The organism is Lactobacillus melliventris (genome assembly GCF_042679465.1).
Lineage (GTDB): Bacteria > Bacillota > Bacilli > Lactobacillales > Lactobacillaceae > Lactobacillus > Lactobacillus melliventris.
Window position 1 is genome coordinate 24,161 of the sequence record NZ_JBHTMT010000005.1, and the last position, 19,080, is coordinate 43,240.

Sequence of the window (19,080 nt, forward strand, 5' to 3'; positions counted from 1 at the left end):
TAATACTTGAATTAAGTACGATTTTTCTTTTGCACGTAAATATAAACGGGCCAGCCAGTGAGGGTCAATAAAATGCCAATAATTGCTAAAAGCGGTTGAGTTAAGGTTGTAGTGATAACAATAAATAACGCACCACAAATGGCTAATACAGGTGGAAGAGGATACCAAGGCGTTTTATATGGTCGTAAAAGATCTGGTTGTTTTTTACGTAAGATAAGGACCCCTAAAAATAATAAAATTGAAAAAATCCAGGAAACATAGACTAACATGTTGGTTAATGAGTCAAATGTACCGGAAAAAATCATAATGGTGGCAATTACGCATTCAAAAATCATGCTGTTGGTAGGCACGATAGTTTTAGAATTTAGTTTGCTGAAGAAGCTTGCGGCTGGCAGCTTCTTTTCTTTACCTAAAACGTAAGGCATTCTTGATCCCAAAAGAAGGTGTCCATTAATGGCACCAAACACGGATACCAATATTCCTGTAGCGACTAGAGTGCCACCTACACTGCCAAATAGTTTTTTAGCAGTAAGCAGAGCTGTTGTTTGGTTACCTACGACTTTAGACCAGGGGATAACTCTGACATAGCTCCAATTAAGAAGAGTGTAAAAGATTGTTACTCCGAAAAGTCCCCAGATGATCGCTTTGGCCAACGTTTTTGCCGGGTTTTTAATTTCACTGGCTAAATTACCGATACTTAGCCAGCCGTCATAGGCAAAAAGTACGGCCAAAAGAGCTTGCCCAAAAGCCATTGCACCTGAAGCAGAAGAAATGTGTGGTGCTGGAGCACCAGCTAATTGGTTAGGCCCTCTGTAAAACAAAGCAAAAATGATAATTGCCGCAATTGGGAGTAGTTTAATAACTAAAGTTATTTTTTGCACTTGACCGCTCAATTTAGAACCGATCCAATTTATCAATAGGATTGTCAACATGACAATTAGGGCAATTACCGTAGTAGACAAGCCCTTAAAATGTGGTATTTCTTTTAACTGAGTGGCAAACACGATTGAAAGTGCTGCAATATTTGCTGGATAATAGACGATTATCAAAGACCAGCCAAAAAGAAAGGCTATCTTAGGTCCGTAAATTTCTTCCAGATATCTGACAGGTCCACCATCTTTAGGATAAATTGACGCTAATTCAGCTATGCTTAGTCCTGCCATTAGTGTGATAAAACCGGCAAAAGGCCAAACGATGATACTAAGCCATGCATTATGAGTCAATGCGGAGACGTTAGCAATTTTAAAAAAAGCACCGCCACCAATCATAGTGCCCATGACAGTTGCTAGTGCGGCGAAAAAGTTAAGTTCTCTTTTCATATTTTTACCTTACTTATTTTAAGTTAAACTGTATTATATTCTTTCTCTAAGAAAATAAAAAGAACTGTTAACGCACTTAAGCAAAAATAAATAAAAATTAAATGAAAAAATTACAAAATTCAGGTTTTGTTGCAAGCAGATTTTGATATGATATGATTTGAGTTGAATCAGGCAAAAATTTTATTTTTGAGGAGCAGAAATGAATAAAGTTACAGTTATTGGCAGTATTAATTTGGATACCAACTTACGTGTCAAGCAAATGCCCAGACCCGGTGAAACAATTCATGCTACAGATCACTATTCAGCTGCGGGAGGTAAAGGTGCTAATCAAGCAGTAGCTGCAGCTAGAGCAGGATCTGAGGTAAGTTTTATTGGCGGAGTTGGCGCTGACGCACCAGGAAAAGAAATGCTGAACTTGCTTAAAAGCGAAAATATTGATACTAGTGGCATAATTACAGCCACTAAAGAATCTACTGGTCAAGCATTTATCACGGTTGATGACAGTGGTCAAAATTCGATTACTATTTATGCTGGAGCTAATTACGCTTTTGGAGCAAATGAGGTTTTACAAAACCAGAGTTTAATAAAAAATGCAGATTTTGTTATTGCACAGTTTGAAACACAGCTTGCAGCTACAGTTAAGGGCTTTGAAATTGCTCATGAGGCAGGCGTCAGAACAATTTTAAATCCAGCTCCTGGAATGGCTCAAATTCCAGCAGAATTATTAAAACTGACTGACATCATTACGCCAAATGAAACAGAGGCTGAAACTATTACAGGCGTTAAAGTAACTGCTGAAAAAGCCGCACAAAAGGCTGCTGCTAAATTGCACGAGCAAGGCGTGGGTACAGTTATCATTACTATTGGCGATAAGGGTGCATTTTATTCTTATCAAAGTAAAAATGAGCTCATTCCTGCTTTTAAAGTTAAAGCTGTCGATACTACAGCTGCAGGTGACACATTTATTGGGGCAATGGCAAGTGTGTTGCACCCAGATCTGTCCAATTTAAAAGAAGCCATTCTTTTTGCCAATAAAGCCTCGTCACTTACCGTTCAAAAGTACGGTGCCCAACCTTCAATTCCTTATAGAAAAGATATTAAATAAAAACCCAAAAGTATTTGTCTTTTAAAGATTAAGATTCAAAAATTTTTTCTTTAAATTGTAACTTTGAAAGCCCTATCTTTGTATAATAGAGGAGTAATTGAGTTTGGCTGACAATATGTCAGATATTTTAAGGGAGAGGTACTTAATTATGACAACAAAAATAGGTATTATTGGTGACGGTCACGTTGGTTGCACTGTTGCTCACGAGTTAATAATTTCAGGATTAGTCGATGACTTGGTAATGATCGACGTTAATGAAGGCAAAGTCAAAGCTGACGCAATTGATTTTGAGGATGCTATGGCTAATTTGCCAAATCATGCCAACATTATTGTTAATGACTATGACGCATTGAAAGATGCCGACATTGTCATTAGCACTTTAGGCAAAATATCTTTAGAAACACAAGGCGATCGTTTTCAGGAATTGGAATATAATAAAAAACAGCTGAGTCCGATTACAGAGTCTATTAAAAATAGCGGCTTCAACGGAATTTTGCTTGTTATTTCCAATCCGGTAGATGCAATTACCAGTCTTTATCAGCAACTAACAGGTTTACCAAAAGAACATGTAATAGGAACTGGAACTTTGCTTGATACAGCAAGAATGAAGAAAGTGGTTGCTAAAAAGTTTAACGTTGACCCTTGTTCTGTAAGTGGCTTTGCACTAGGTGAACATGGTAATTCGCAATTTACTGCCTGGTCAACTGTAAAAGTATTCGAAAAACCTATAACTGAACTGGCTAAGAATGAATCATGGCAACCAAGTGACCTTGAGGATGAAATTAGATTCGGTGGTCAAACTGTTTTTATGGGTAAGCATTACACTAACTATGGAGTTTCCGCTGCTGGCGTTAGAATTGTTCGTGCTGTTTTGACAGATTCTCGGACAGAATTGCCTGTTTCTAGTTACCAAGAGAAATACGGTACATATATGTCTTATCCAGCAATTGTTGGCCGCGAGGGAATTGTCCGCAAGATTGATTTACAATTAACTGCGGCAGAAGAAGAATTATTGCAAAAGTCTGCTGCAGCAATTAAGGAAAAATCACAGGCTTAAAAAAGGTACATTATAATTAAAACGCGCTTGACTAAGCGCGTTTTTTGTTAACAAAAATTGGAAAAATGAAAGTAATATTAAGCAAAGTAATTGACAAAAAGTAAGTAAACGCATAGCATTAGAGACACTTATAGTTGCTAACAAAAAGGAAGTGAAAATAAGAAGTAGGCAAGTCTGACTATAAAAGGGAAAATAACAGTGATTCCTAATAAAAGTAGTTGGAACTTAGTTTTTCACTTGTTGCGATGGTGTTAGCAATTATGGCATTTAAATCTGCGAATAAATCTGATTCGTAGATTTTTTGTTTTTCTGACTTCTTGATTCTCTAACTCTTAGATCAGGTCGTCTACTTAAAAGTGGGAGGTAAAAAATGAGTTGGCAGATAATTACACAGAGTTTGCCTATTTTTTTGAAAGCCTTTGAGTTGACCCTTTGGCTATCGTGTGTGGGAATTGTGTGCTCAATCCTCGTGGGTATTTTTTGCAGTTTAGTGCAGTATTTTAAAGTGCCCGTTTTGCATCAAATAGTCACAGCCTATGTGGAATTGGCACGAAATACACCTTTATTGATCCAATTATTTTTTCTATATTATGCTTTTCCAGTCATTGGCTTAAAAATGTCGGCTCAAACTTGCGGGATTATCGGTCTGGTATTCTTGGGTGGAGCATACATGGCTGAAGGCTTTACAGGCGGTTTTGCCGGGGTCAGTCCAAGTCAAATTGATGATGGCAAAGCCCTAGGGATGAATAACTTGCAATTAGCACGTTATGTGGTCTTTCCACAGGGTTTTGCTTTGAGTATGCCAGCCTTAACGGCTAACGTGATCTTCTTAATCAAAGAGACATCAATCTTTTCGGTTATTGCAATTCCCGAGCTGACTAACACTGCTTTGGACTTGATCGGGCTGTATTACCGTTCCAATGAATATCTACTGGTGTTGGTCATAGCCTATACCATTATTCTAATTCCGGTTATTTTGCTTTTAAACTATTTAGAAAGGAAGGTTCGCTATGGCACATTCGGCGATTAATGTTTTGTTTACCGGTAATAACTTCAGTAGAATTTTGCAAGGCCTGTGGACCTCCGTTTGGATAGCTGGGGTTAGTTTAATAATTGGCTTAATTTTGGGCACGCTTTTAGGAATATTGCGGACTTTACCTAATGAAATAATGCGCTTCATTTTACGACTGTATCTGGAATTTTTTAGAATAGTTCCCACAATCGTATTACTCTTCTTGTTTTATTATATTTTGCCACGTACCTTCCATATTAACTGGCCAGCTAGTTGGATGGCGGTTTTGGCATTTTCTTTATGGGTTGCAGCTGAATTTAGCGATATTGTTCGTGGCGCACTTGAATCAGTTCCACTTGTGCAAAAAGAATCGGGCTTGGCCCTGGGCTTAAGCAGAGTACAACTTTTGCGCTATGTCTTATTACCTCAAGCTGTGCAATTGGAACTACCGGCAACTATTAATCTGGCAACAAGAGTAATCAAAACGACTTCTTTATTAATGATGATCAGCATCATGGACGTGATTGCTATTGGTCAACAGATTATTGAAGCTAATAATCAAAAATATCCAACAGCCGTTTTTTGGATTTATGGTCTGATTTTCTTCCTGTATTTCATAATAGATTATCCGTTATCAAAATGGTCTAAACGGTTAGCGGCAAAGCAGAATAGGTGAGGCAAATGACAAAAGAAGTTTTACGAGTTGAACATTTAAATAAGTTTTATGGCGATTGGCAGGCTTTGCATGATATTAGTTTCACCCTCCATCAAGGCGAAGTTTTGACATTATTAGGACCTTCCGGCTCTGGCAAAAGTACGCTAATCAGGTGCCTAAATGGTTTAGAAGATTTCAAGAGTGGTGCAATTTATTTTAAGGGTGAGAAAATTGCAGCTACTGCCAAAAACTGGCAAGAGTTACGCCAAAAAATTGGCATGGTTTTTCAAAGTTATGATTTATTTCCCAATTTTACGGTTCTTGAAAATATTTTGTTAGCGCCAGTAAAGGTGCAAAAAAGAGCTGAAGATGAAGTTAAAAAAGAAGCTTTAAAGCTGCTAAAACGCGTTGGGTTAGAAAAGTACGTTAATTCTTATCCCCGTGAACTGTCTGGTGGACAAAAGCAAAGAATTGCTATTGTCAGAGCGTTAGCCATGCATCCTGAAATAATGCTGTTTGATGAGGTGACAGCTTCTCTTGATCCCGAAATGGTTCGAGGAGTTTTACAAATTATGACTGACTTATCCCGAGTTGATCATATGACAATGATTATTGTGACCCACGAAATGAATTTTGCGCGTCAAATAGCAGATCAGGTTTTATTTCTTGAAAATGGCAAAATTTTAGAAAACACGCCGGGAAAAGAATTTTTTAAGCATCCCCAAACAGATAGGGCACGTGATTTCTTAACAAGTATGGATTTCTAAGGAGAAAATAATGCAGAAAAATAAAAATAGAAATATTATCATCACCGTTTTAATTGTCCTGATAATTGCAGTGGCAGCTTTTTTTGGCATTAAGTCAACAAATAATAAAAGTAGCAATGCTAATGACAGCAGCGTGAGCGCAATTAAAAAGCGGGGCACTTTACGAGTTGCCGTATTTGGCGATTTACCACCATATGGTTGGGTTGATGATAACGGCAATCGCGTAGGCTACGACGTTCGTCTTGCTCGCCAAATGGCTAAAGATATGGGCGTTAAAGTGAAGTTTACCCAAGTAAATGCCAATAATCGTGTTGATACCCTAAATTCGAATAAGGCCGATATTGTTTTAGCGAATTTTACTGAAACGCCAGAACGTAAACAAGTCGTTGATTTTGCAAAACCATACATGAAAGTATCCGTTGGGGTTATTTCACCTAAGAGTGCTCCGATTACTAGTGCAAAACAGTTAAAGGGCAAAAATGTAATTGTTAACAAAGGCACAACAGCAGAAAATTACTTCACTAAAAAAGGCGGAGTTGATTTACTGAAATTTGATTCTAAAACGCAGCAGTTCAACGCTTTTAAAAATAAACGTGCTGCCGCTTTAGCAGATGACAATTCATATCTCTATGCCTGGGTCAAAAAGAATCCTAATTATACAGTCGGAATTAAAAACATTGGTCCTAATCAATTTATTGCCCCCGCAGTTAAACAAGGAAATAAGTCACTTTTAAACTGGACTAATAAAGAAATCACTAGATTGGCAGATAAAAAGTTCTTCACAGATGACTATAATAAAGAACTCAAACCATATTTTGGCAAGGAAGTTAAACCAAGCGACATTGTTTTAAATTAACTCTGCTGCTATAATAAATAAGTCTTGAATTTTACTATTAAAAATGTTAAGGTATTAAGCGTTAATCGATTAATCTATGACTTGAAATAGGAGTCATGGCAAAGGAGTAATAAATATGAAACAAGGTATTCATCCAGATTACCAACAAGTAGTCTTTATGGATTCAGCAACTGGTGCTAAATTTGTTGCTGGCTCAACATTAAAGTCCAAAGAAACAGTGGATTATGAAGGTAAAACTTACCCATTGATTCGTGTTGAAATTACTTCGGATTCTCACCCATTCTATACTGGCAAGCAAAAGTTTGCTCAGGCCGATGGTCGAATCGAAAAGTTCAACAAGAAGTATGGCATGAACAACAAGTAATATCTTCAATCTGGTGGAAGGCAGTCCCATTGGGGCTGCTTTTTTATGTAAAGGCTAATTGTTATACTACATAAATAAGGAGTATAATTAATTACTTCAGCAAAAACTCTTTTCGGCTAGGAGATAAAAAGATGAAAATGCAACTGGCAGAGATAGCCAAAGCAATAAATTCAAAGTGTGAAGGCAACGATCAGACCGTTATTACTTCTGTTGCCTTTGATTCTAGAAAAATCGCCGCTGGTGGATTATTTGTTCCACTAAAGGGCGAAAGAGACGGTCATGATTTTATCAGCAGCGCAATTAGTAACGGTGCAAGTGCCACATTATGGCAGAAGGATCATCCCAATAAACCCGACAATATTGCAGTTTTAGAAGTGGATGATCCATTAAGCAGTATGCAGCAACTGGCCCAATATTATTTAAATAAAGTTAATCCTACAGTAGTTGCCATTACAGGTTCAAATGGTAAGACTACGACCAAAGATATGACGGCAGCAGTTTTAGCAAAAAGGTTTAATGTGCATAAAACTGCTGCTAACTTTAACAATGAAATTGGCGTACCCATGACAATTTTAGATATGAAACCAAATACTGAAATCTTGGTTTTGGAAATGGGTATGGATCATGCAGGGCAGTTGCATCAACTAAGTAAACTGACTCGCCCTGATGTCACGGTCATTACAATGATTGGTGAGGCTCACATTGAATTTTTAGGCTCTCGTGCTGGAATTGCTGATGCCAAGATGGAAATTACCGATTTCTTACGCGAAGATGGTGAGTTCATATATAACGGGGATGAACCGCTTTTACGTGAACGGGCGGCTAAAATACCACAAGCAAAAGTTACCTTTGGTTTTGCAAAAAATGATACAGTTTATGCAACAGGTTATCGCAGCTACAAGCACCATGCTACTTTTACGATTAATAATTCTGCTCATAAATTTACTATTCCTATGATTGGCAAACATAATGTTTCTAACGCGCTTTCGGCTCTTTGTGTTGGCAGGCATTTTGGTGAAAGCGATGAAGAAATTGCCACAGCTTTAGAAAAGTTCACTCCGACAGCGGATAGAATGGAATGGGAAAAAGGCGATGTAGGAGAAGATATTATGAGCGATGTTTATAATTCCAATCCTACCGCTGTGCGTGCCGTGATAACCAGTTTTGGTCAGATCCAGGTTCCAGCTGGAAGTCGCAGGATCGCCGTTTTGGGTGATATGTTAGAACTAGGCCAAAGATCTGCCAAGCTTCACGCTGGGCTGGCAGATTGTCTTGACCCGCAGGTAATTAATGAAGTTTATTTGTATGGTACAGAAATGAAAAATCTGGCAAATGTACTTAAAGAAAAGTATAAACCAGAGAATTTGCATTATTATGCCCCAGAACAAATGCAACACATGGTTTCAGATTTAAGAAATGATATTAAGCCGAATGACATTGTTGTTTTAAAGGGTTCACATGGGATGCACCTGGAAAAAGTAGTAAAACGGCTTAGATAAGGAGAATTTAGTGAAATTTTCAGAATTAGGATTAAAAGATGAGCTTTTAAAAGCAATTAAGCGCTCAGGCTTTGAAGAGGCAACACCAATACAGGAACAAACAATTCCTCTGGCTTTAGAAGGCAGGGATGTAATTGGTCAAGCTCAGACGGGTACTGGTAAGACTGCGGCCTTTGCGCTGCCTATCTTGCAGAACTTAGATAAACATAATAAGGTAATTCAGGCTTTAATTATTGAACCTACTCGTGAATTGGCCATTCAAACTCAGGAAGAACTTTTCAGACTGGGTCGTGATGAAAATGCTCGCGTGCAGGTTGTTTACGGTGGTGCTGATATTGGACGGCAAATTCGTTCTCTTAAAAATCATGTGCCTGCGATTTTAGTAGGGACACCGGGACGATTACTTGACCATTTAAAGCGCAAGACGATTGATTTAGAAAATGTTAATACCATTGTTTTAGATGAAGCTGATGAAATGCTGGACATGGGTTTTATCCAAGACATTGAAAGTATTTTAGGCTATGTTAAAAACCGGAAACAGACTCTATTGTTCAGTGCTACAATGCCTAAACCAATTTTGAACATTAGTGAAAAGTTCATGCATAATCCGGAAATTGTACGGATTAAAACTAAAGAGCTAACTGCCGATTTAATTGATCAGTACTTTGTTCGGGCAAAAGATTCAGAAAAATTTGACATCATGTGCCGTTTGATTGATGTTGAAAGTCCAGATCTGGCAGTAGTATTTGTTAGAACTAAACGCCGAGTTGATGAAGTTACCAGGGGACTTCAGGCTCGTGGTTACAATGCAGCGGGAATTCACGGTGATTTGACCCAAGCTCGCAGACTTACTGTTTTAAAAAGGTTCCGTGCTGGTAAACTAGATATTTTAGTTGCTACAGACGTGGCTGCACGTGGATTGGATATTTCAGGCGTTACTCACGTCTATAATTACGATATTCCGCAAGATCCTGACTCTTATGTTCACCGTATCGGTCGTACCGGCCGTGCCGGACAAAATGGTAGTTCAATCACTTTTGTTACGCCAAATGAAATTGGTTATATGCGTACAATAGAGCAATTAACTAAGAAAAAGATGACCCCTTTGCGTCCGCCATCTGATGATCAGGCTTTAAGGGGCCAACTTAAAGTGGCTAAATCTAAGATAGAAGACATAATGAAAGATGATCTATCTAAATATACTGATGATGCCAACGAATTATTAGAAAATTATTCAGCAGTTGATTTGGTATCAGCTTTTCTGAAGAATTTGTCAAAAGATTCTTCAAATGTTGAGGTCAAAATTAGTTCTGAAAAACCATTGCCGTATAAGGGTAATGGTCGTGGTGGCCGCGGTCGCTATAGTCATGGCAGAAATAGTCGTGGAGGCTATCGCGGTGATCGTAACCGCAGCCGCGGCAATTATCGTGGAGGCCATTCTCGCCGCTCCGGTAATGGCAGAAATTTTATTATTAAAAATAAAAAAGGTTAATGTTTTTACTAAAAAAGAGTTGTGACAGTTTACAACTCTTTTTTGCTAATATAATTTTATTATTATGAGGATAAGAAAATGATAGTTGGAGTTGGCATTGATGCTGTTGAAATTGAACGAGTTAAAAAAATAGTAGCCAAAGGGGATAATTTTGCCCGCAAAGTTTTGACCCAAAAAGAATTTGCCCAATACCAAAAACTAGCAGGCAGACGCAAAGTAGAATATTTAGGTGGCCGCTTTTCTATTAAGGAGTCGTTTGTTAAAGCACTAGGAACAGGCTTTGGCAAAGAAGTGGGTCTGCAAGATGTTGAAACTTTATGGGATAAAGTAGGTCATCCAGTCACAAGCTCGCCTAAATTTGCTGGCAAGATATTTCCTAGTATTACTCATGATAGACATGAGATAGTTACATTAATTGTTTTGGAGAAGTAAAGATGGTTCCTGGAATTCATAGACCTGCAGCTGTGTGTGTGGATTTAGCTGCAATAAGACAGAATATTAAAGAAGAAATTAAGCATTTGGCACCAGGGCAGAAACTGTTTGCCGTTGTTAAAGCAAATGCATATGGTCATGGTGCGGTAAGAGTAGCCCAAGAAGCTGTTAAGGCAGGTGCCAGTGGCTTTTGCGTTGCTATTTTAGATGAAGCTTTAGAATTAAGGCAAGCCGGAATTGTCCAGCCAATCTTGGTGTTGGGCGTTACGCCCGCAAAGTATGCCTCACTTGCAGCTGTGAATGGCGTCTCATTAACTGTGCCTGATTTAAAATGGCTCAGAAAAGCTGAATCTAACTTGATTCAAGACAAGCTGCAATTAAAAGTTCATTTGGCAATAGATTCCGGGATGGGACGCATTGGTTTTAGTCAAGATGATGAATTTATTGCAGCAAATGATTTTTTATTGAATAATTCCAATTTTGATGTTGAAGGGCTGTTTACGCACTTTGCCTCCGCAGACAGTAGTGATGATTCATATTTTCAAGGACAAGTCACGCGCTTTAACCACTTTAAAAAATTGTTGAAAATAAAACCCAAATGGATTCATGTCGACAACACTGCAGCCAGTGTTTTTGATAAGAAAGTTCATAGTGATTTGGTTCGTTTTGGTATTGGCATATATGGTCTGAATCCATCTTCGAATCCTGCAAGTGCTGACTTAGAAACCGCAATTAAATTAAAACCGGCTATGTCTTTTGTTAGTGAACTGGTACAAGTTCATACTATTCACAAGGGTCAGGGAGTGGGCTATGGCTCAACATATATTGCTGACGAGGATCAAATTATCGGAACAATTCCAGTAGGTTATGCCGATGGCTTTATTCGTAAATTTCAGGGTTTTAAAATTAAAGTCGGTTCCGAATACTGTCCTATTGTCGGTCGCATTTGCATGGATCAGTTAATGGTGCAATTGCCATATGAGATGGCAGTAGGAACTAAAGTAGTTTTGATTTCAAATGATCCGGCAGCGCCAAATTCTATCAAAAAAGCAGCCGACTATGTTGACAGTATCCATTATGAAGTTGCCTGTTTACTAGATGATCGTTTGCCAAGAAAATATTATAATTGACAATAAATAAAAGCACATCGCCTCGATGTGCTTTTATAGTGGTAATAATTAATTATTTTCGTCTTAGTTAATGTAGACACCAGGATTTTCATCACTCATAAGTGTCATACCAGCCTGCAAGTCTTCAATCTCAGCAACAACATAGCCTTTTTTCTCAAGACGTTTAACGATTTCTTTTAAGACGTCCTCGGTAAGCCCAGCAGGTAATGTAAATAAAATACGTCTTACAGCATTATCTGTTTTACCAGCAGTAGGTGCGTCCAGGCTCATTACACCTGCTATGGCACAGTACTTACTGATAATTTTACTCATCTTTGCTAAATTACCCCTTGAATTATCTGTTAAAACAGTGAGGACATACGACCCAGTTTTAATATTCCAGGCATCTGATAACATATCAAGCAATCTTGAGTGCGTCAAAATACCATAGAATTTGTTTTCTTCGTCTAACACTGAAATGTAAGGCAAGTCCTTAATTGTGAAGAAAACTTTAAAGAATGGCGAATTAACCTTGATGGTTTTAGTAGCATTTTTTAATAAGTAGGTAACTGGCAAATTCATATCCTTACCTTGAGATTTATGGCGGTAAATGTGCATCTTATAAATATTACCACGGAAAATTGTGCCAGTGTCATCCAAGATTGGGACACATCGGAATCCAGAATCTTCCAAAGTTTTTAAAGCTTCTTCAAGCGTAGCGTGTTCGTTGACTGTGGTTAAATAATCTTTTTTAATAACCAAAGATTTGATTAGCATTAAACTGCCTCCGTTGTAAAAATAATCTAAACGATTATATCATATAAATGAAAAAATTAGATTAAATGAAAATTAAAAGAAAAACATTGTTCAGATTGATTTTAGCACTTGCCGTACAAATTAAAAAGCCTAATTAATCAATGAAATCAAAGTGTAATAGTCTTTAAGGAAATCAGACCGATTGATTGTGCTATCATTAATAAGACTATAAATAAGGGGAAGTTAAATGAAAATTATAGCAGGTCTGGGTAATCCAGGCAAAAAATATGATGGAACAAAACATAATACTGGCTTCATGGCTTTGGATCACTTTTTACAAAAAAATGCTTTAAATTTGGAAAGAGAAAAGTTTGAGGGCAAGTATACAAAACAAAAAATAGCAGGAATTGACGTAATTTTACTTGAACCACAAACTTTTATGAATGATTCAGGCAGATCTGTAGCCCAATTTGCTCATTTTTTTAAAGTTGAACCCCAAGACATTTTGATTGTTCATGATGACATGGACATGCCATTAGGTAAAATCCGTATCCGTGCAAATGGTAAATCTGGAGGTCATAATGGTATTAAAAGTATTATTCGTGATTTAGGCACCAATAATTTTAACAGACTGAAAATTGGTATCCGCCATCCAGCAAACGTAACAGAAGCAAGTGTAGTCTCCTGGGTTTTATCACCGTTTAATACTGAACAAAAACAGTTGATGGATGAAGCTTTTGCCACAGCCAGTGAAGTCATAACTGACTTTATTGCAGGAAAAAGCCCACAGTATTTAATGAATAAATATAATTAAAATGCGTTTAACTAACATTATAGAAAAAGATCATGATCTGATAAATTTTATTGCTAATACTAGCAACACCAAAAATTCTTTGATCACCGGAGCTAATGCCGGTGCTTTTGATTTGCTTTTGTGCCAAATAGTTGAAACTTTGCAAAAGCCGCTAGTGGTATTGGAAGAAAATGAAAATAAGGCTCAAAAACTTTATAGTGAACTCAATGCAATTATGCCTGAAGACAGTGTGCAAATTTTTCCAGTAGATGCATCGATAGCTACTCAAACAGCAGTTACTTCACCTGATGAATTAAGTAGTCGTATTCAGGCGCTTAATTTTTTGCTGAGTCAGAACCAGGGCATCGTGATTACTACTCCGCAGGGCTTACAGTATAAATTGTCTAAACCGCAAGAATACCAAGCAGCAAGACGGGAGTTTGAGCCTGAAAAAGAATTTGATTTAGCTGAACTGACTAATTGGTTTGTGCAGGTAGGCTTTCGCCGCGAAAATCTGGTAGCTAAACCTGGCGAATTTGCATTACGGGGAGATATTCTAGACGTTTACCCACTTGACCGCGAAAATCCTGTCAGAATTGAATTTTTTGGTGACGAAATTGATACTATAAAAGAATTTGATTTAGCCAGTCAACGCAGTCAAAAGCAGATTGATAAAATAGTCGTTACTGCAGCTCAAGATCGCGTTTTTGCCGCTAATAATTTTAAACGTGCGGCACAGAAGATAGCAAAAGCTATGGCAGATTCTCCTGCTGGTGAAAAGGAAGTTAAGGAACATTTTGCGGAGTCCTTAGACGAATTAAATAGCGGTTCATTACCTCAAAACTACACTTTTTTAACAGACTTTCTAATTGATAATCCCGATAATTTACTTGATTATTTAGCAAACTCTGGTTTGGTTTTGCTTGATGACTGGCCGTTAATTGAGCAGGCTGTTAAAACAGTAGATGAACAGAATGCCGGTTTTATTGCTGATGAACTAAAAACTGGTGCAATGATACCAGGACAAGAGCTGCACAGTGATTTTCATAAAAATTGGTCACAAGATAAACATAATCATCTTTATTTTTCATTATTTCAACGCAGTATTGGTCGCGTTAAACTAGGTCAATTATTTGACTGGCAGACAAGAGAACCTGAACAGTTTTTCAATCAGATGCCTCTTGTCAAGTCTGAAATAGAATCATATCAGAAAAAACAGCAAACGGTAATTCTGCAGGCAGATAATAATAAGAGGGCAAAACAAATTAGTCAGACGATGGCTGAATTTGGCATGGATGTGGCAATTGTTAAGCCAGATGACTTAGTCGAGAATCAAACGCAAATTACGGTTGGTGGTTTTGCCAGCGGCTTTACTTTACCCAATAATAATCTGGTTTATTTAACTGAACGAGAACTTTTTAACAAAGTAACGCACCACAGTCGCCGTATTAAAACCATGGAAAATGCCCAAAGACTGCGCAGTTATACTGAATTGAAACCAGGCGACTATGTTGTTCACGTTAATCATGGAATTGGCCGCTTTGAAGGTATAAAAACTTTAGAAAATAATGGTGTCAAAAGAGACTATATTACTATTACCTACCAACATGGTGATCAATTATTTGTTCCCGCTGACCAGCTGAAATTAGTGCAAAAATATGTTGCTTCTGAAGGCAAAAGACCACACATTAACAAGCTGGGTGGCAGTGAATGGGCAAAGACCAAGAGTAGAATTCAATCTAAGGTCGAAGATATTGCCGATGAATTAATAGATTTGTATGCCAAAAGAGAAGCGGAAAAGGGCTTTGCTTTTTCAAAAGACGATGATTTGCAACGGCAGTTTGAAGATGCTTTTCCTTATGTCGAAACTCCGGACCAACTGCGTTCAATTAAGGAAATCAAACATGACATGGAACAAGAAAAGCCGATGGACAGGCTACTTGTGGGTGATGTTGGCTTTGGTAAAACTGAAGTAGCTTTAAGAGCAGCATTTAAAGCGATTGAAGATAACAAGCAAGTTGCCTTTTTGGTACCTACGACTATCCTGGCACAGCAACATTATGAAACTATCCAAGATCGGTTTAAAAATTTTCCTGTTAATTATGCTGTTTTATCCCGTTTTCAAACTCCAGCTGAAGCCAAAAAAATTACTGAAGGTTTAAGAAATGGCAAGATTGATCTTGTAGTCGGGACACACAGATTATTGTCAAAAGATGTTAAGTTCAAAGACTTAGGCTTACTCATTGTTGATGAAGAGCAAAGATTTGGCGTAAAGCACAAAGAGAGGCTTAAAGAACTGAAGGCCAACATTGATGTTTTAACGCTAACTGCAACACCGATCCCTCGTACGTTGCACATGTCAATGATTGGTGTGAGGGATTTATCAGTTATGGAAACCCCGCCATCCAATCGTTACCCGATTCAAACCTATGTAATGGAACAAATACCGAGTGTTATCAAGGAAGCTTGCCTGCGGGAAATTCAGCGTGGAGGCCAAGTCTTCTATTTACACAATCGTATTGGTGACATTGATGATGTTGTGTTAGAACTCGAGGCTCTCCTGCCTACAGCCAGAATTGTCAGTGTTCATGGCCGTATGAGTAAAAATCAAATGGAAGATATTTTGTACCGGTTTTTAAATAGAGAATTTGATATCTTGGTTACAACTACCATCATTGAAACCGGAATAGACATGCCTAATGTCAATACCATGTTAATTGAAAATGCAGATCATTACGGCTTAAGTCAGCTTTACCAGTTGCGTGGCAGAATTGGTCGTAGCGCCCGCTTGGCATATGCTTATTTTTTGTATCAGCCCAATAAGGTCCTGACGGAAATTGGAGAAAAAAGGCTGGATGCCATACGTGATTTTACTGAACTCGGATCAGGATTCAAAATTGCAATGCGTGATTTGTCGATTCGTGGAGCTGGCAATATGCTTGGAGCAGAGCAGCATGGCTTTATTGACAGTGTCGGGTATGATCTGTATTCACAAATGCTTTCTGATGCCATTAAAAATCGCAAAAACAAAAAGAAAGTCAGAAAGAGTAACGCTGAAATTGATATGGGACTTGAAGCATATATTCCAGAAAAATATATTAGTGATCAAGAAGAAAAAATTGAATTTTATAAGAAAATTAAATCTACCAGTCCTGCTGATATCGAGCAAATTAAAGATGAGTTGATTGACCGCTTTGGTAATTATCCTGAACCGGTCGAAAATTTACTGGCAATTTCACAGTTAAAGGCTGAAGCAGATTTAGCTCAGGTCAGAAATATTACCAAAATTAATAGCCAGCAGGTAAAAGTTGAATTTGAATTAGAGGCTTCAAAAGAATTACAGGGACCTAATATTTTTAAGGCTCTTGAACATGTTTCATTTAAAGCAAAAATCAATCTTTCCCCGGCTAACAGGCTGGTTGTGCTGTTGGAACTTCCTGATAATCTGCATCAGAGACAATTATTTACTAATTTAATTACTTTTATGACGGCTGCCAGTGATATTATTCAAAGATAGGAGAAAAAAATGAGAATTGATAAATTTTTAAAAGTTTCGAGATTAGTAAAAAGACGCCCAATAGCTAAAGAAATGGCTGATCAGGGTCGAATTAAGGTAAATGATCACGTGGTCAAGTCCAGCTATGACGTTAAGATTGGCGATATTATCGAAGTAGGCTACGGTTCTAAACAGGTAAAAGCCAAGGTTTGTGCAATTAAAGAAACCACTAAAAAGGCAGAAGCCAGTGAATTATATGAATTAATAAATTAGTTTGGTCTTTAATGACATTTATAGGTGGTCTTGTTATAATTAAAATAGTATTTGTTTTTGATAGTAGAGGTCAAAATTATGAACGGTCCACGTATATACAATTCAGTTAGTCCGGAGGAGCAACTGGCTCGTCTGAAACGTAAACAAGAAAAAAGAGCAAAAGAAGTACACCGTGTACGACGTAATCGCATCGTTGCTTTTTTCGTTGCCATTTTTGCGTTTTTAGGAGTACAGATTGGCGTTACGCACTCTCAGACAGAACATATTAACAGTCAAGTGCATACTTCTAAAAAGGAATTGAAGAAAATAAACAATCAAAAACAAGTTTTATTAGCTAAGCGCAATGACTTGAAAGATACTGATTACGTGGCTAAACTGATTCGTTCTAAATTTTTGTACTCTAAGCCAAACGAAACAATTTACAATTTACCTGAAGGAAAAAACAATAATTAATGAAATATCAAGTTGGACAGAGAGTTACAGGTATTATCAATAATATTAATGACTTAGGCATCTTTGTCACTCTTTCTCATCATCAAACAGGGCTAATTCATCATAGTGATTTTAACAATAATTGGTTGCGGGAAAAGAATAATTATCGTGTTGGAGAACAGATTCGCGTAGTTGTCCTTCATAATTATAAAGGCAAAATCGCCCTTTCAAGAATGAGGGTTAATGATCCTGATTTAATTGATCATACTAACCCTTTTTCTAATACTAAAATGGCAGGTTTTACCAAGACTTTAACGCAAACTGTGAATGATGCCCAAAAAGAAATAAAAAAATTAGAACAAGATTTGGTCAGTTATGCGAATTGATGACTTTTTTAAGGTAAATCATTTGCCGCTGGCTGCTAAAACCCTTGTAGTCGCAGTTAGTGGTGGACCAGATTCATTAGCTTTATTAGATTTGTTATATCAAATAAAGGAGCAATACCATTTTAGATTGCTCGCCGCTCATTTGGATCATCAATTGCGGCCTGACTCTTTTGAAGAAGAAAAAGTAATTTCTGCGTATTGTCAAAATAAAAGTATCGAGTTAATTAATGAAAAATGGCCTCAATCTTTACAACCTTTAGGCGGCGTTGAGGCTGCTGCTAGAAAATATCGTTATGATTTTTTAGTTAAAATAATGCGAAATTATCAGGGAGATTATTTACTAACGGCACATCATATGGATGATTTGCTTGAAAATATTCTGCTTAAATTTATTCGTTCTGGTAATCCTAGTGAAATGAATAGTTTGAGGGCAATTAGCGAAATGCAGGGAATGACTTTGTTAAGGCCTCTTTTAAATGTCACAAAAGCTGATTTATTAGAATATGACAAAAAGCACCACATACCGTACGTAATCGACCAAACTAATAATGAGGATGATACTTTACGCAACAAGTTACGTCATCATGTAATTCCCTTACTTAAAAAAGAAAATAAAAAAATTGGTCAAAATGCTCTTAGATTTAGTAAAGAGGTTAGTTTGCTAACATCAATCGTCGATGAAAGATTTGCTCAGTTTGACCAGCCGAAAAAGTTTTTAAATGTAGCATATCGTCTAAAAACTAGTGCTCTCAAACAATTGAATAGTGAGCAAAAGCAGGCTTTTTGGCAACATTTTATATGGCAGACCTGGCAGGAGCGAGTCAATCAAAATTTGGCGAATTATACGTTACTTGTTTATCAAGGCTTTTTTTATCTTTTTAAACAGTTGCCAGCTAGGCCAGCAAATAAAGAAATTATTCTCGATCAAGTATTTTCATTTAATAAGCGTAAATTTTTACTATCTTTAAAAGCAGCCGAACCTCATAAATTAATTGGAAATTTTAGGGCAAGCAATAAAAAACAATTTACCGCAGGGTCAATTTTACCCGGAACAAAGCTTTTATTAAAAGATGGCAGCCATGTAAAGAGCAAGAAAAAGTTTGCTCAAAGTGGTATTCCGAATATATTGCGGCCATACTGTTTGACTATTTATGATGGTGATAAAGTGGTTTTCATTGAACAGACTTATTCTAATCAGCAAGTGTGTTCTGGTGAAAAATGCTTTTATTTATATGAAGATAATTGATAAAAATTTTTAAATTATTAGAGTACAGATG

General features: G+C 37.3%; 19 protein-coding genes. 17 read left to right on the forward strand and 2 right to left on the reverse strand.

Annotated elements, in window-relative coordinates; translation table 11 throughout:
* Positions 1-11 precede the first annotated feature (11 nt).
* Positions 12-1,319 (reverse strand): APC family permease, encoded by a 1,308-nt coding sequence (locus tag ACFQ32_RS06355; RefSeq protein WP_046325392.1) that lies wholly within the window; start codon positions 1,317-1,319, stop codon positions 12-14.
* A gap of 199 nt (positions 1,320-1,518) precedes the next feature.
* Between ACFQ32_RS06355 and rbsK the strand changes: the two genes are divergently transcribed.
* The 11 genes from rbsK to alr all read left to right on the forward strand — a co-directional run bounded on the left by rbsK (position 1,519) and on the right by alr (position 11,688).
* Entirely contained in the window at positions 1,519-2,424 is a 906-nt protein-coding gene (gene rbsK / locus ACFQ32_RS06360) for a ribokinase (protein ID WP_046325391.1), read from the forward strand.
* A gap of 148 nt (positions 2,425-2,572) precedes the next feature.
* Positions 2,573-3,481 (forward strand): L-lactate dehydrogenase, encoded by a 909-nt coding sequence (locus ACFQ32_RS06365; RefSeq protein WP_046325390.1) that lies wholly within the window; start codon positions 2,573-2,575, stop codon positions 3,479-3,481.
* A 370-nt stretch (positions 3,482-3,851) separates the two neighbouring features.
* The gene (locus ACFQ32_RS06370) at positions 3,852-4,511 is read left to right on the forward strand and encodes an amino acid ABC transporter permease (RefSeq protein WP_046325389.1); all 660 of its coding nucleotides are present in this window, start codon (positions 3,852-3,854) and stop codon (positions 4,509-4,511) included.
* Positions 4,492-5,169: an amino acid ABC transporter permease gene (locus ACFQ32_RS06375; RefSeq protein ID WP_046325388.1), complete on the forward strand. Its 678-nt coding sequence runs from the start codon at positions 4,492-4,494 to the stop codon at positions 5,167-5,169. Before ACFQ32_RS06370 ends, ACFQ32_RS06375 begins: the two co-directional genes overlap by 20 nt.
* A 5-nt stretch (positions 5,170-5,174) precedes the next feature.
* Positions 5,175-5,915 (forward strand): amino acid ABC transporter ATP-binding protein, encoded by a 741-nt coding sequence (locus ACFQ32_RS06380; RefSeq protein WP_046325387.1) that lies wholly within the window; start codon positions 5,175-5,177, stop codon positions 5,913-5,915.
* A gap of 10 nt (positions 5,916-5,925) precedes the next feature.
* On the forward strand, positions 5,926-6,771 hold the full coding sequence (locus ACFQ32_RS06385; RefSeq protein WP_046325386.1) for a transporter substrate-binding domain-containing protein: 846 nt from the start codon (positions 5,926-5,928) through the stop codon (positions 6,769-6,771).
* Between the two features lie 115 nt (positions 6,772-6,886).
* Positions 6,887-7,135 (forward strand): type B 50S ribosomal protein L31, encoded by a 249-nt coding sequence (locus tag ACFQ32_RS06390; RefSeq protein WP_046325385.1) that lies wholly within the window; start codon positions 6,887-6,889, stop codon positions 7,133-7,135.
* 131 nt (positions 7,136-7,266) lie between these two features.
* On the forward strand, positions 7,267-8,634 hold the full coding sequence (locus ACFQ32_RS06395; protein ID WP_046325384.1) for a UDP-N-acetylmuramoyl-tripeptide--D-alanyl-D-alanine ligase: 1,368 nt from the start codon (positions 7,267-7,269) through the stop codon (positions 8,632-8,634).
* A 10-nt stretch (positions 8,635-8,644) separates the two neighbouring features.
* A complete protein-coding gene (locus tag ACFQ32_RS06400; protein WP_046325383.1) occupies positions 8,645-10,126 on the forward strand; it encodes a DEAD/DEAH box helicase in 1,482 nt (493 codons plus the stop codon).
* 78 nt (positions 10,127-10,204) lie between these two features.
* On the forward strand, positions 10,205-10,558 hold the full coding sequence (gene acpS / locus ACFQ32_RS06405) for a holo-ACP synthase (RefSeq protein ID WP_046325382.1): 354 nt from the start codon (positions 10,205-10,207) through the stop codon (positions 10,556-10,558).
* Positions 10,559-10,560: 2 nt separating this feature from the next.
* On the forward strand, positions 10,561-11,688 hold the full coding sequence (alr, locus tag ACFQ32_RS06410; protein WP_046325380.1) for an alanine racemase: 1,128 nt from the start codon (positions 10,561-10,563) through the stop codon (positions 11,686-11,688).
* A 63-nt stretch (positions 11,689-11,751) separates the two neighbouring features.
* On the opposite strand, the gene cbpA is transcribed toward alr, so the two are convergent.
* Complete coding sequence (gene cbpA / locus ACFQ32_RS06415) at positions 11,752-12,444, reverse strand: cyclic di-AMP binding protein CbpA (RefSeq protein WP_046325378.1); 693 nt, start codon at positions 12,442-12,444, stop codon at positions 11,752-11,754.
* A 226-nt stretch (positions 12,445-12,670) separates the two neighbouring features.
* Here cbpA and pth point away from each other — a divergent pair, with 226 nt between their 5' ends.
* The 6 genes from pth to tilS all read left to right on the forward strand — a co-directional run bounded on the left by pth (position 12,671) and on the right by tilS (position 19,049).
* The gene (gene pth, locus ACFQ32_RS06420) at positions 12,671-13,237 is read left to right on the forward strand and encodes an aminoacyl-tRNA hydrolase (protein ID WP_046325377.1); all 567 of its coding nucleotides are present in this window, start codon (positions 12,671-12,673) and stop codon (positions 13,235-13,237) included.
* Position 13,238: 1 nt separating this feature from the next.
* A complete protein-coding gene (mfd, locus tag ACFQ32_RS06425) occupies positions 13,239-16,733 on the forward strand; it encodes a transcription-repair coupling factor (RefSeq protein ID WP_046325376.1) in 3,495 nt (1,164 codons plus the stop codon).
* Between the two features lie 9 nt (positions 16,734-16,742).
* The gene (locus tag ACFQ32_RS06430) at positions 16,743-16,985 is read left to right on the forward strand and encodes an RNA-binding S4 domain-containing protein (protein WP_046325375.1); all 243 of its coding nucleotides are present in this window, start codon (positions 16,743-16,745) and stop codon (positions 16,983-16,985) included.
* A gap of 75 nt (positions 16,986-17,060) precedes the next feature.
* Positions 17,061-17,438 (forward strand): FtsB family cell division protein, encoded by a 378-nt coding sequence (locus ACFQ32_RS06435; protein ID WP_046325760.1) that lies wholly within the window; start codon positions 17,061-17,063, stop codon positions 17,436-17,438.
* Entirely contained in the window at positions 17,438-17,803 is a 366-nt protein-coding gene (locus tag ACFQ32_RS06440) for a S1 RNA-binding domain-containing protein (protein WP_046325374.1), read from the forward strand. The genes ACFQ32_RS06435 and ACFQ32_RS06440 overlap by 1 nt, the downstream gene beginning before the upstream one ends.
* Positions 17,793-19,049, forward strand: a complete 1,257-nt coding sequence (gene tilS, locus ACFQ32_RS06445) for a tRNA lysidine(34) synthetase TilS (RefSeq protein WP_046325373.1) — start codon at positions 17,793-17,795, stop codon at positions 19,047-19,049. The genes ACFQ32_RS06440 and tilS overlap by 11 nt, the downstream gene beginning before the upstream one ends.
* Positions 19,050-19,080 lie beyond the last annotated feature (31 nt).